Below are 13,291 nucleotides of genomic sequence, written 5' to 3'. Positions count from 1 at the left end.
CAAACAATTACCCCTTATTGGTTATATTCTATCAGAATTAATTTTAGATTTCAGTCTATGTATAGCTTGGCTAAGAATTTGACTAACACGTGATTCACTCACCTCTAAAATTAGACCAATCTCCTTTAAATTCATCTCTTCGTCGTAATAAAGTGATAAAACTAAAGCTTCTCGTTGTGGTAATTGTTCAATTAATTGTGCTAATTGCTGAGTAAACTGATTATCTGCAACATCATCAAAAGTACTATCAAATGTTTTACTTGATTGCGCGAACATATCATCTGGATTTGGTAGGTCTTCATAGGCGATAAGTTTCCCGCAATTAACGTCTTGAAGCATTTTTTGATATTCAGTAAGTGAAATTTGAAGATAATTAGCAATATCAATCTCCTTTGCATCCTCTCCACTTTGTTTTTCGACTGCATCAATTGCACTAGCAATCGTTCTACTATTTTTATGTACCGAACGTGGAACCCAATCACCTTTGCGCATTTCATCTAACATTGCACCACGTATGCGAATACCTGCAAACGTTTCAAAGCTAGCGCCTTTAGAAGCATCAAAATTACGAGCCGCTTCTAATAAACCAATCATGCCAGATTGCACTAAATCATCTGCTAATACACTAGCAGGTAACCTAGCCATCAAATGATAAGCTATTTTATGTACTAGTTCTAAGTGCCGTGTTATCAGCTCTGATGTATCAGTTTGATATCCCTGCGCTTTAATCACTTATAGAGTTCCCCGCTTTATCAACACTTATAAAAGCTCTTTAATACTTTCGTCATTATCATTGAGTAATAGCTTTTCAATAAAGAACTCTAGATGGCCACCAGGTTGATGTGGAATAGGCCAATCACAAGCACGGTTAGCTAATGCTTTAAAGGCAAGTGAGGCTGGTGTTTTTGGGAACGCATCGACTACTGTTTTTTGTTTTCTCACTGCTTGGCGAACATTACCATCAAAAGGAATACACGCGACAAGCTCTAAAGAAACGTCTAAAAAACGATCCGTCACACGTGTTAACTTTGTAAATAGATCTTGTCCTTCACGTAAACTACGCACCATATTGGCGACAATTTTAAAGCGATAAACGCCATTTTGTTTACTAAGTATTTTAATTAAGGCATAAGCATCAGTAATTGATGTAGGCTCATCACACACCACCATTAATACGTCCTGTGCCGCTTGAGCGAAGCTGACTACCATATTTGAAATACCAGCAGCGGTATCAATTAATAAAATATCAATGGGAGTTTGTAATGAGCTAAAAGCTTGAATTAAACCTGCATGCTCAACGTCGGTTAATTCAACCATTGATTGAGTACCTGATGTGGCAGGAATGATCATAACGCCCTCTGGACCATGAACGATAACCTCATCCAAAGTACACTCACCAGATAAAACATGTGATAAATTTTTAATAACACGAATACCTAATAACACATCTACATTAGCAAGCCCTAAATCAGCATCAAGCACCATCACTCGTTTACCCATTTTAGCAAGCGAGACAGCCATATTAAGGGTAACATTAGTTTTACCAACACCGCCTTTACCGCCAGTGACTGCGATCACTTTGACTTGGTGATTGGTCATTTTTCTTAAACCACTTGCTTGATCTGCCATCATCTTACTTACTCATTTTTTGAATTAATTAAACTAATATAGTATGTACTATAACATCGATATTAATCGTCAGTACTGCTATACCATTGATGTTTATCTTCTTGTTCTTGGCTGTCCATCATTGCTAAAGTACTACTGATTAAATTTTCTACTTTAGCAATTTCAATATCTTCAGGTACACGTTGCCCTGTCGTAATATAACTAATCGGCAATGCATGTTTCATGGTGACACTTAATACTTCGCCTAAACCAATGCTTTCATCGATTTTAGTTAAAATACAACCCGATAACCGAATACGTTTAAAATGCTGCAATGCTTCTTCAACCACTCTACGTTGCGCAGTAGAAGGAACAACTAAATAACTTCTAATATTGACACCACTACTGCTCATCAATGTTTCTAACTGCTCAGAAAGACGAACATCTCGTTGTCCCATACCAGCGGTATCAATTAAGACTAATCGCTTTTCTCTGAACTGATATAGGATTTGTGATAATTCGTCAGCATCCTTAGCAACTCGTACAGCACAACCCATTATTTTTCCATAAGTTGCTAATTGCTCATGCGCGCCTATGCGGTAAGTATCAGTAGTAATTAAAGCAACTTGCTCGGGACCATATTTAATAGCAAATTGTGCAGCCAATTTAGCAATTGTGGTTGTTTTGCCTACTCCGGTTGGCCCTAATAATGCTATTGCTCCACCTTTTAGTAGGATTTCATTATTACCAATGGATATTTTATCTTGTAATAAAGCTTGTATGTAATGTTGCACCTCACTTGATGAGGCATCTTCAGGAACATAACTTGCTAAGTTATCGGCAATTTCATCTGAAAACCCAGCACTGTTTAGCCATTTAATAATCATTGCTCGAACCGGTTCTTTACGTTCCATTTCTTGCCACATTAAGCCTGAAACTTGATGCTCTAATAATTTACGTAAAGAGGCCACTTCCTCACTGATTTTAGCAATATCTTTATTTTCGCTATTACGATTTGCTTGTGAAGCACTTTTTAATGTTGAAGTACGACGATCTGGACCATTATTCCAGCTTTGCTGCTCAGCTAATGTCGCAGGTTGTGAAGATGCAAAAGGTTTTGGCCCCTTTTCAGCTTGCTCTTGAAATGAAAAAGCAGGCAATTCTTCACGTTTTTTTAAAGTAGGTTTTTTATTTTGGTGAGCATTAACTTTACCAAAAAATGAATTCAATGATTTAGCGAAATCTTCACCACTTTCTTTACGATTACTGCGAATACTATTAGGCAATTTTATTTTTGGTGTTTTTTCAGTACTTTTTGAAGACAACTGCACACTGTCTTCCTTAAGCTGAGACAGTGCATCAGATTTATCTGATTTTGGTTCAGTCGTTGGTTTTGATTGATAATCAACTGCCGCCACAATCTCAATGCCACCCACTACTTTTTTATTAGACATGATTACAGCATCTGGGCCTAACACCTCTTTAACTTCAACCATTGCTGTACGCATGTCTTTTGCAAAAAATCGCTTAATTTTCATTCATTACAACCGTTATTGCCCAATTGAGCTAATTATTTTAATCTGTTTATCATCTGGTATTTCTTGATAAGACAGTATGTGTAAACTCGGTATTGTATTTTTAACAAATCGAGCTAAGGTACCGCGTAATACACCTGATGTTAATAATACTGCTGGCTGACCTAGCAACTCTTGTTGTTGTGATGCTTCAATCAATGAGTTCTGAATACGCTCAGCTAACCCAGGTTCGATACCTGCTCCATCTGCTCCACCAGCCTGTATAGACTTATGCAATATCTGCTCCAACTCTGAAGATAGCGTAATAACAGGTATCTCAGGCTCATTACCAATAATTTCTTGAACAATCATACGTTTTAATGAAATTCGGCATGCTGCCGTCAAAACTTCGGCATCTTGACTACGTGGACCGTAATCGACTAGTGTTTGGACAATTGAACGAATATCTCTAATCGCAACATTTTCATTTAATAGGCTTTGCAGTACTTTCACTACGGTGCTTAACGACAAGATTTCGGGAATTAAACCTTCGACCAATTTTGGATGTTTTTTAGCCAACATGTCTAATAGATTTTGAGCTTCTTCATGCCCTAATAACTGTGCAGCATGATTACTGAGTATTTGACTGAGGTGTGTTGCAACCACTGTTGCAGTATCAACAACGGTGTAACCTAATGCTTGCGCTTGCTCTCGTTGAGCTTCTTCGATCCATACGGCTTCTAATCCAAATGCAGGATCGATACCCGTAACGCCATCAATAGGACCAAAAACTTGTCCTGGATTGATCGCCATGTCTTTATCATGATAGATATCAGCGTGACCGCAGGTAACCCCCATTAAAGAGATAGAATAATTATTCGGAGCCAGATCCAAATTATCACGAATATGAACAGGCGGAATTAAAAAACCCATTTGTTGAGAGAGCTTTTTACGTACTCCTTTAATACGATCTAATAACTGCCCACCCTGCGCTTTATCCACTAGCGGAATTAATCGATATCCCACTTCTAAGCCAATAGTGTCAACACTACGAACATCATCCCAACCTAATTCTTTGACTTCAGCAGGGCCGTCATTTGTAATACCGCCATTTTCTTTAATCGCTAATGCCGTTTCTTCTTTATTTTTTAAGCGATGTAACTGCCAATAAGCACCACCAGCAGCGATCCCACCTAACGTTAAAAAGGCAAGATGTGGCATGCCAGGAACAATACCCATGACTAATAAAATACCTGCAGTGATCATTAATGCTTTAGGGTCATCAAACATTTGTCCAAGCATGCGACTACCCATGTCTGCTGAGGTATTTTCACGCGTCACAGTGATTGCAGCAGCAATAGACAATAATAACGAAGGAATTTGTGCAACTAAGCCATCACCAATCGTTAATAAGGTATAAATTTCAGCCGCCTGTGAAAAAGGTAAATCGTATTGCACCATACCAATAACAAAACCACCAATGATATTAATGAATAGGATCATGATTCCAGCAATCGCATCACCTTTAACAAATTTACTCGCACCGTCCATTGACCCGTAAAAGTCGGCTTCCATGGTCACTTCTTGTCGACGTAAACGGGCTTCTTCTTGATTAATTAAACCTGCATTCAAATCGGCATCAATCGCCATTTGTTTACCTGGCATTGCATCCAAGGTAAAACGCGCACTCACTTCTGAAATACGTCCAGCACCTTTTGTGATAACCACAAAGTTAATAATCATTAAGATGATAAATACAATTAAACCAACGGCTAAGTTACCACCAATCACAACCGAACCAAATGCTTCGATAACGTTACCAGCAGCATCACCACCCTCATGGCCTTCCAATAGAACCACTCGAGTTGATGCTACGTTTAAAGCAAGGCGTAATAATGTGGCAATTAAAAGTACGGTAGGGAAAGCAGCAAAGTCTAATGGGCGTTTAGTATAAATAGAGACAAGTAACACAACTAATGCAAGTGCAATATTAAATGTGAATAAAATATCCAATAGCAGGGTCGGCATAGGCAAAATAACCATACCTAATGCAGCTAACACTATAATTGGCGTGCCTAAACCACCGAGTACAACGGAGCGTTTAGACCATAGCGATGTTAAAATACTGTTGATAGAGCCACCTAAAAATGAATGTGATAACGTTTATTTAGCGATAATTATATTTTTCTAATCCATATCTAATTAGTTTAACTTATTAATATAAAGATAATTGCAATCAATTACTAACCACAAAGTAATAAAAGCTAAATAATAGTAAAAAATAAACTTATCCGTTAATACTTTTGATACTTATTCAATTAATCCTTATTAATCAAACATATTAGTTGAATTTACTACTTATATTTTAGTGCTTAAACATCAACAATACTACACAGTAAATGAAAATGCCTTAGTTAGGATAAATAAACCCTTCAGGGACAGGAATCTCTGTTGGTAAGGCTTTAGGCCGCCCTGACTTACCTTTCCTAAATTGTTCTAATTGATAGATATAAGCTAATATTTTTGCAATTGCGATAAATAGTTCTTCAGGAACATCTTCGCCTATTTCAGTAGAGTGATAAACCGCACGACACAGTTGTGGTGACTGCATCACTGGGATTTCATTCTCACGGCCAACTTCACGAATTTTAAGCGCCATAAAATCGACACCTTTAGCAACAACATATGGCGGTCTATCGCCTTCTTTATCATATTTTAATGCAACGGAATAATGAGTTGGGTTTGTCACAATAACATCAGCATCTGGAACATCCTGCATCATAGTTCGTTGTGACATCTCATATTGTAATTGACGGATACGCTGTTTAACTTCGGGTTTCCCTTCAGAGTTACGATATTCATCTTTAACTTCTTGTTTTGTCATTTTCAATTCATCACTATGCTTATAGATCTGGTAAGGCACATCCACGGCCACAATAATTAATAATGATAAACACAATAAAAGAAACATCCATCTCAACATATCTAATGCTTCAAACGCACTCCCTGGCAATTGACTAACAGATAAATGTAATATGTGTTCAAAAGTTGCCGCTAAAATAGCCCAAGCACCACAAATAACCACTGCAACTTTTAAAATAGACTTTAATAACTCAACCCAGGCTTGCATCCCAAACATTCGCTTAAAACCGGCTTTAGGGCTCATGCGACTGAACTTAGGCATCATTGCTTTAGTACTAAAAATCATGCCTCCTAATAATGAACTTCCTAATATTGAAATAATAAACAACATCAATAGAATGAAGAACATTGGCATGCCTAACCCACTAAAGCCCTCCACTAAGGCGTGCCACATCTGTTCTGGGGAAAATATATCAGCACGCTCAAAAGTAAAGGCACGCTTCATCATGATAGATAATTCGTAAGCTAACCTATCACCAAATATAAAAATAGAAAGTGCAGCTGCAATTAAAACAGAAGCTGTTGCTAATTCTTTAGATCTTGCAACCTGCCCTTTATCTTTGGATTTACGTAGTTTGTCGGGTGTGGCTTCCTCAGTCTTTTCACTACCGTTTTCATTTTCAGCCATCGATTAACCTTTTAATGTCGCGTTAGCAGAAACCATTGCTATTATGGTTTTACACAAGGGTTATTGAGTACTTCACACATAGTCGTAATCCCTTTAATCCATTGGTTTTCAAAATGAAATGGTACATTTAATAACGTAATCCATAGAACAAATAAACCAAATACCATACTAATTGAAAAACCTAAGCTGAAAATATTCAACTGAGGAGCTGCTTTGGTCATGATTCCAAAAGATAAATTAACCAATAACATAGCAACCATTGAGGCGATAGAAAATGCCAAAGCAGCATGAAACATAATCGAAAACCAACCAGCCACTTTATAATAGTCTAAAGCGAGCAAACCACTTTCAGAAATCGGTAACGTTTCAAAACTATTAATAATCATTTCTATCATTAATAGATGCCCATCCACACCTAAAAACAATAAAGTCACTAACAATACATAAAATTGCCCTACAACAGGTGATGTTTGACCACTCATAGGGTCAGCCATAGAAGCAAAGCCTAAACTGGTTTGCATTGCAATGATTTGACCTGCGATTACAAATGTTTGCACCACAAAAACTGAAATAGTACCAATCGCGACACCAATTAATATTTGTTGCATCACTACGATGAAGCTTCCGAGTGAAAACAGCTCTATATTATCAGGGGCTGGCGGTAACGAAGGTAAAGCAAGAAGGGTGACACTTAACGCATAAAATAAACGGATGCGAGTAGGTACCGTATTGGAACCAACCGCGACCATAACCATTAACATCGCGGCAATACGGCTGAATGCCCATAAATAACTGGCAATAAAATCTAATATAAGATCAGCCGAAAAAAACATCACCCCACCACTTGTGGGATTTGATTAATCATGGCTATAAAAAATTCCATTAACTTACCAAATCCCCAATGGGCTCCGAAAGCTAATGCAAATAAAGTCATGATTAAACGCGGTAAAAAACTCAATGTTTGTTCATTAATAGAAGTGGCCGCTTGAAATACAGCCACGACTAGCCCAATTAATAAACTAGGAATAATAACCGCTGATACTAGAATCATCACTAGCCATAAAGCTTGTCTAAAAATATTTACAAAAACTTCCGGTTCCATAAGCCCCCTTATAACCCGAAACTATTAGCTAAACTGCCCATTACTAAATTCCAGCCATCGACTAACACAAATAACATGAGTTTAAAGGGTAATGAAATAATCATTGGCGATAACATCATCATACCCATCGCCATTAAAATACTTGCGACAACTAAATCAATAATAAGGAAAGGGATAAATAGCATGAAACCAATTTGAAAAGCAGTTTTTAACTCACTCGTGACAAAAGCAGGTATTAACACGGTAATAGGCACTTCTTCAGGCGTATCCACTTGGATATCAGCAATTTCCATGAAGGTTTCTAAGTCTTTTAAACGTGTTTGCGACAACATAAATTTCATCATCGGCTTTTTGCCCTGCTCAAGTGCTTGAACGATGGTCATTTCTTCATTCAAATACGGCTGTAATGCAGTTTCATTAACACGGTCAAATACGGGTGCCATAATAAAAAAAGTAAGAAATAAAGCGATACCATTAATCACTTGATTTGAAGGAGAACTTTGTAGGCCAAGCGCTTGTCGTAAAATTGACATAACAATCACAATACGCGTGAAAGAGGTCATTAAAATCAACATCGCAGGCAAGAAACTCAGCGCAGTCATAAACGCAAGTACTTGCAACGTCACACTGTATTCTTGATCACCAGAAGCACTGGTTGTAACAGTAACTGCTGATAAAGCGCTAGGTTCTGCAATCGCATTAGAGGCAAAAAGGAATAAGCCTGTACATAATAAAAGGAGCAGTTTATTCATCATTTTTTCTTCCCTGCTTTCGATAATACACTAGCAAAAGCAGCTGTGAATGACGGTGTACTTTGAACTTCCATGGCAGATTCATTATCTATGATAGGCGTTTCTAATTGATCGAGTAAATTAACCGACTGATCACTTACGCCTAATAAATACTGTTTACCATGTACTTCAATAATTTGAACTCTACTTTTATTAGTTAGTGGCTGCGTTGCAATGATCTTTATTGGATTTTTATGGCCACCATGACGCAATAAATTACTTTTTTTCATTAAAAATGCAAATAAGAAAATACAAGCAAGTACCAATATTAGAGAACCAAGCATGGTACCGATTTCTAGCTCAGGCCGTTTGCTGGTTTCTTCTAGCGCCATCACAGGTAGGCTTAATGTGCTGATAAACAGCAGCTTAATTAACTTAGCTATTATTTGACTCATTTTAATTTTTTAATACGTTCAGTTTGACTAATAACATCAGTTAAACGAATACCAAATTTATCATTTACAACCACGACTTCACCGTGAGCAATCAACGTACCATTAACTAATACATCTAAAGGCTCGCCAGCAATTCGCTCTAATTCAACAACTGAGCCTTGGTTAAGCTGTAATAAGTTACGAATATTAATTTTACTACGCCCCACTTCCATGGAAATGGTAACAGGGATATCTAAGATGCTGTCTAAACGAGATAACTCTTCTTCACTCATTGGTTTTGCAGTATCTTTTAACTCATCAAGATCAATTGTTTTAGCACTTGAATCTGCATCTCCTGATTCTTCTAATGCTGCGGCCCAATCATCCGCCATATCTTGTTCTGTGCTCATACTTTAATTCCTATCTATTTGGGAAACTAATAATTTAGATAACGAGTCATTTGAATAACTAATCATTTAATAATAGTAACTACTTGGTTGTTTCTTTTAAATCTTCTAAATGAATTTGTGTTTTTTGCATTTCAGGACGTTTAATTTTTTCAGTTATTTTTAATGCATAGTTATCACTGATTTTACCTAGTGTTGCTCTAAACGAAGGTAACCCCTCTACAGAAACTAATAAGCTATCAGGTAGATCAATAGGGATGATATCACCCGCTTTAAAGTCCATCATATCTCGTAGCTTGATTTCTTTTTCAACTAAGCGAGCTTCAATTTCAACTTCAACATCCATAATTTCGTCTTCAAGCGCTTGAGACCAACGCTGATCTGTATCCTCTTTATCGCTTTGAACGCCTGCATCTAATAACTCTCGAATAGGTTCTAGCATTGAATATGGCATTGCGATATGAAAATCACCACCACCACCATCAAGTTCAATATGAAAAGAATTAACTACAATAACTTCTGTTGGACTGACAATGTTAGCCATTGCAGGATTTACTTCAGAATCTAAATACTCAAATTCAGCATCCATTACTGGAGCCCAAGCATTATGGTAATCTTCAAAGACTATTTTTAATAACATTTGAATAATACGGCGCTCTGTAGGCGTGAATTCTCTACCTTCTATTTTAGAGTGATAACGGCCATCGCCGCCAAAGAAATTCTCAACAAGAATGAAAACTAAGCGAGCTTCCATAGTAATCAACGCAGTGCCTTTTAATGGGCGAAAACGTACCATGTTAAGACTAGTGGGAACAAATAAAGTATGGACGTACTCTCCAAATTTAAGCATTTGAACGCCATTGATCGAAACCTCAGCAGTATGACGTAACATATTAAATAAACTAATCCGTAAATGACGAGCGAAACGTTCATTCACCAACTCTAAAGTTGGCATACGTCCACGTACGATACGGTCTTGTGATGAAAAATCGAAATGCGCATGAGAATCGCCCGAACTCATTTCATTATTTTCAATCATCTCCTCATCAACGTCGTCAACACCATGCAATAGCGCGTCAATTTCATCTTGAGATAATAAATCCATGCTTAACCCTTATCGATTACTGTAATACAAAGCCGGTGAATAATACCGTATGGATAAGTGCACGCTTTTCAACCATAGTGGTTGCTTTATTAAGTGCTTCAAGTGCCGTTTCTCGTAATTCATTTTTACCCTGTGGACTACGTAATTGTTCAGCAGAAGCCTCTCCAAAAACGCTAACGAGCGTACTTTCTAATAAAGGAATATGTTTTCGAACTAAGGCTTCACTACTTTTATCAATGACCATTAACTGCACTTTAATTTGAGCAGTTCTATCACGATTACCTTCTAACACATTAAAAACTAAAGGTCTTGGCATAGGAACGTAGTTCGCTGACATAGTCGGAGCATCTGCCACAACCTCTTCATTTGTTTGCATTGCATTTTCATCTGCACTTGCATCGTCACCACTAAAAAAAATAAAGAAAACAGCCGCACCAATAATGGAAAGAATAAGTACTGCAGCCACAATTATAATAATCAACTTCTTTTTACCCGCTGGTTTGGGATTGGTTCCATCTAATGATTCATTTTCTTCAGGCATTTAAATTTACCTCCTTCATTACTTTATGATTAACTCGCGGCGTATTTATTTGAATAATACACTGATTTTAATTGTTATTTTGCTGTTAGCCAGTAACTATTAAAAATTTACGCATAATAATCAATTCCTTGATCTTTAGAAGCTATTTGTGAAGGCATCCACATTGCAGTTTGGTTGTCTTCAACGGCCTCTAAATTATTAGGACCGAGCCCTGACATAGTATTTATTTGACCGTTACTATTTTGTTGATTTTGTTGCGGGGATTGCTGAGATTGTTGCTCTACATTTGCTTCGCCAAGTTGAATCCCCTGTTGAGCTAGTTGTTCACGTAAACGAGGCATATTTTGTTCAATAATGTCTTTACTCATTGCCGCTTGAGTTTGAATATTAAGTTGTACTTGATCTTGTTGAATTTGTACTTTAACAAACATAGAGCCTAATTCAGCCGGGTCTAAGCGAATTTGAACCTCTTGCTTACCCTGTGAAATCATCATCATGACTCGTTCACCCATTGCTGATGCTGCCTGTTTTGATTGGATATCTAAGGGTTGATCTAATAAGTTATTATTTGCTTGTGCTTGTTGATTAACAGCAACTAATTTATCTGTTTGCATAAAGTTCGTTTGAATCGGTTTTGCACCATTAACATCAACTACAGCTTGAGAAATAGAAGTATCGACTTTTAAGGTGTTAGGTAACCCTTCACTTTTTTCAGGCTTCAACATTTGTGTCACGTTATTATCGTTTTCATTTGCAGTTAACAACTTAAGGTCGTCACTTATATCGTCAGCATTATTGTTCGTATTATCGTTTTCCAAAATATTATTCTTTTCAATTGAATTACTTTGGTTAGCTTTATCTGTTAATACTTGCTCTGCTTTGTCTGCTAAAGCCAACGAGTTAACTTTATTTGTTTCATTATTCTTAACAAATTGTTCCGTTACTGTAGCTTTAGCGTTTATAGCGTCATTCTCTTCTGCGTTATCACTGGTATTTTTTACATTCGTATTAACTTGTTGTGCAGCTTGAATACTTGATAATAATTGCTCTTGTTGTAAGCTTGAACCTTGGTTTTTTTGGATATTAATATCGCTATTTTCAACGTCAAAACCAGCTGTTTCTAGCAAATAATCTTCACTAGTGGTTGTATTATCAATCTCATTTATTTCCTGCTCATGAGCGAGCTGTTGAGCTTCTATATTTGAACTAATATTATTGTCCGAATATGCTACTTGTTCAATTAATGGCTGTTGTAAGCTTTCCTTCGATAACTTTTCCTGATTTTCACTTAATAATGCCTGTGAGTCATCACTTTGCGCTTCCTCTACAGGTTTATTTACAAGTAAAAGATCATTTAATTCATTTTCAATACTTTCACTAGCAATGCTTTCTTCAGTGCTCATTATAAGACTTTTGGTTTGTTTAATTGATGTTTCTTCTAGCGCTGAAATTTTAGTCTTACTTTCTTTTTCAATACTTTCTTTTAATACTTCAGAAAAGTTCTGTTGTTTATCCGTAAGCTCATTTGGCTTTATTTCACCCTCACTTTTCTTCACAGTGTCGTTATCTTTGTGTGTTTTCAATTCGCTATTTTTCAAGCTTGTTGAATTATTTAGTAACAAGGACTGAACCATAAAATATTCTCTCTCATTTTTATGTTTACTTAATCATATTGATTACGTAACAAGATTAAGTAAGTAAAATGCTCATAAGCCTATTATTGAGTAACTGATAAGACTTAATATATAACTACATTTGAGATGTAAGTTATTGCCGCTTTTATAAGACTCAATGAATCACTTTAAATAAGCAATTTATAGTCCAAAAAATCAATTAAAAATTTTGTTCTGTTTGCTTTTTTCTAAAAAACTGGAAAGTGGAAAATTCATCTAATAATTGTTGTTCTTTTCTATCTGCTAATTTAATTTTTTCGTTTGCCTTTTTTTCTAATAATAACCCCATCGCTTTATGGGCTATTTGGCTATCTGTCCATTTACGTTTTGTATTGCGTACAGCATACTCAAATTTAACTAAAGCAGATTGTTGATTGGATAAGCCTTGATCTATTTGTACAATAAATTGTTGGTATTTACTTAATGTAGAAATAGTTAACCCTTGGGACCCTTTTTCACTTAATTGGGCAATATATTGACGGCGATATTGATGTAAATTTTGTAATTGATTACGCTGATCGAACAATTCTTTTTGAGCTTGCTGATAAGTATGCAAAGCTTGTTCAACCTGTTTTTCTCTTTGCTCATAAACAAGCTGTAATGCATTAACGGCCATGGTTTAATTC

The 13,291-nt window shown here is 36.5% G+C and carries 14 protein-coding genes; all 14 read right to left on the bottom strand.

Annotated features, from left to right (window positions below):
* Positions 1-21: 21 nt before the first annotated feature.
* Positions 22-732, bottom strand: a complete 711-nt coding sequence (locus GQR59_RS01740; protein ID WP_160060435.1) for an RNA polymerase sigma factor FliA — start codon at positions 730-732, stop codon at positions 22-24.
* Between the two features lie 27 nt (positions 733-759).
* Positions 760-1,632 (bottom strand): MinD/ParA family protein, encoded by an 873-nt coding sequence (locus GQR59_RS01735; RefSeq protein WP_160060434.1) that lies wholly within the window; start codon positions 1,630-1,632, stop codon positions 760-762.
* 59 nt (positions 1,633-1,691) lie between these two features.
* A complete protein-coding gene (gene flhF / locus GQR59_RS01730; protein WP_160060433.1) occupies positions 1,692-3,146 on the bottom strand; it encodes a flagellar biosynthesis protein FlhF in 1,455 nt (484 codons plus the stop codon).
* Between the two features lie 12 nt (positions 3,147-3,158).
* On the bottom strand, positions 3,159-5,255 hold the full coding sequence (flhA, locus tag GQR59_RS01725) for a flagellar biosynthesis protein FlhA (RefSeq protein ID WP_160062324.1): 2,097 nt from the start codon (positions 5,253-5,255) through the stop codon (positions 3,159-3,161).
* Positions 5,256-5,532: 277 nt separating this feature from the next.
* Positions 5,533-6,672 carry a flagellar biosynthesis protein FlhB gene (flhB, locus tag GQR59_RS01720; RefSeq protein ID WP_160060432.1) on the bottom strand — a complete coding sequence of 380 codons (1,140 nt, stop codon included), beginning with the start codon at positions 6,670-6,672 and terminating at the stop codon, positions 5,533-5,535.
* Positions 6,673-6,713: 41 nt separating this feature from the next.
* Complete coding sequence (gene fliR, locus GQR59_RS01715; RefSeq protein ID WP_201287997.1) at positions 6,714-7,505, bottom strand: flagellar biosynthetic protein FliR; 792 nt, start codon at positions 7,503-7,505, stop codon at positions 6,714-6,716.
* Positions 7,505-7,774, bottom strand: a complete 270-nt coding sequence (gene fliQ, locus GQR59_RS01710; protein ID WP_160060430.1) for a flagellar biosynthesis protein FliQ — start codon at positions 7,772-7,774, stop codon at positions 7,505-7,507. Before fliQ ends, fliR begins: the two co-directional genes overlap by 1 nt.
* 8 nt (positions 7,775-7,782) lie before the next feature.
* A complete protein-coding gene (fliP, locus tag GQR59_RS01705; RefSeq protein ID WP_201288052.1) occupies positions 7,783-8,526 on the bottom strand; it encodes a flagellar type III secretion system pore protein FliP in 744 nt (247 codons plus the stop codon).
* On the bottom strand, positions 8,526-8,960 hold the full coding sequence (gene fliO, locus GQR59_RS01700; protein ID WP_160060428.1) for a flagellar biosynthetic protein FliO: 435 nt from the start codon (positions 8,958-8,960) through the stop codon (positions 8,526-8,528). Before fliO ends, fliP begins: the two co-directional genes overlap by 1 nt.
* The gene (gene fliN / locus GQR59_RS01695; protein WP_160060427.1) at positions 8,957-9,349 is read right to left on the bottom strand and encodes a flagellar motor switch protein FliN; all 393 of its coding nucleotides are present in this window, start codon (positions 9,347-9,349) and stop codon (positions 8,957-8,959) included. The genes fliO and fliN overlap by 4 nt, the downstream gene beginning before the upstream one ends.
* A gap of 79 nt (positions 9,350-9,428) precedes the next feature.
* On the bottom strand, positions 9,429-10,451 hold the full coding sequence (fliM, locus tag GQR59_RS01690) for a flagellar motor switch protein FliM (protein ID WP_160060426.1): 1,023 nt from the start codon (positions 10,449-10,451) through the stop codon (positions 9,429-9,431).
* A gap of 16 nt (positions 10,452-10,467) precedes the next feature.
* Positions 10,468-10,992: a flagellar basal body-associated FliL family protein gene (locus GQR59_RS01685; RefSeq protein ID WP_160060425.1), complete on the bottom strand. Its 525-nt coding sequence runs from the start codon at positions 10,990-10,992 to the stop codon at positions 10,468-10,470.
* Positions 10,993-11,099: 107 nt separating this feature from the next.
* The gene (locus GQR59_RS01680; protein ID WP_160060424.1) at positions 11,100-12,626 is read right to left on the bottom strand and encodes a flagellar hook-length control protein FliK; all 1,527 of its coding nucleotides are present in this window, start codon (positions 12,624-12,626) and stop codon (positions 11,100-11,102) included.
* 199 nt (positions 12,627-12,825) lie between these two features.
* Entirely contained in the window at positions 12,826-13,281 is a 456-nt protein-coding gene (gene fliJ, locus GQR59_RS01675; RefSeq protein WP_160060423.1) for a flagellar export protein FliJ, read from the bottom strand.
* Positions 13,282-13,291: the final 10 nt, after the last annotated feature.

Origin of the sequence: Psychromonas sp. L1A2, assembly GCF_009828855.1 — a bacterium.
In the GTDB taxonomy this organism is placed as follows: domain Bacteria; phylum Pseudomonadota; class Gammaproteobacteria; order Enterobacterales; family Psychromonadaceae; genus Psychromonas.
Note: the sequence above shows the minus strand (reverse complement) of the source record. Positions and strands in the feature narration are given on the sequence as shown.

What these genes read in the sequence shown, in the direction of transcription:
- GQR59_RS01735 (WP_160060434.1), bottom strand. Translation starts at nt 1,632, where the DNA reads ATGATGGCAGATCAAGCAAGTGGTTTAAGAAAAATGACCAATCACCAA.
- flhF (WP_160060433.1), bottom strand. Translation starts at nt 3,146, where the DNA reads ATGAAAATTAAGCGATTTTTTGCAAAAGACATGCGTACAGCAATGGTT.
- flhB (WP_160060432.1), bottom strand. Translation starts at nt 6,672, where the DNA reads ATGGCTGAAAATGAAAACGGTAGTGAAAAGACTGAGGAAGCCACACCC.
- fliR (WP_201287997.1), bottom strand. Translation starts at nt 7,505, where the DNA reads ATGTTTTTTTCGGCTGATCTTATATTAGATTTTATTGCCAGTTATTTA.
- fliQ (WP_160060430.1), bottom strand. Translation starts at nt 7,774, where the DNA reads ATGGAACCGGAAGTTTTTGTAAATATTTTTAGACAAGCTTTATGGCTA.
- fliP (WP_201288052.1), bottom strand. Translation starts at nt 8,526, where the DNA reads ATGAATAAACTGCTCCTTTTATTATGTACAGGCTTATTCCTTTTTGCC.
- fliO (WP_160060428.1), bottom strand. Translation starts at nt 8,960, where the DNA reads ATGAGTCAAATAATAGCTAAGTTAATTAAGCTGCTGTTTATCAGCACA.
- fliN (WP_160060427.1), bottom strand. Translation starts at nt 9,349, where the DNA reads ATGAGCACAGAACAAGATATGGCGGATGATTGGGCCGCAGCATTAGAA.
- fliM (WP_160060426.1), bottom strand. Translation starts at nt 10,451, where the DNA reads ATGGATTTATTATCTCAAGATGAAATTGACGCGCTATTGCATGGTGTT.
- GQR59_RS01685 (WP_160060425.1), bottom strand. Translation starts at nt 10,992, where the DNA reads ATGCCTGAAGAAAATGAATCATTAGATGGAACCAATCCCAAACCAGCG.
- GQR59_RS01680 (WP_160060424.1), bottom strand. Translation starts at nt 12,626, where the DNA reads ATGGTTCAGTCCTTGTTACTAAATAATTCAACAAGCTTGAAAAATAGC.
- fliJ (WP_160060423.1), bottom strand. Translation starts at nt 13,281, where the DNA reads ATGGCCGTTAATGCATTACAGCTTGTTTATGAGCAAAGAGAAAAACAG.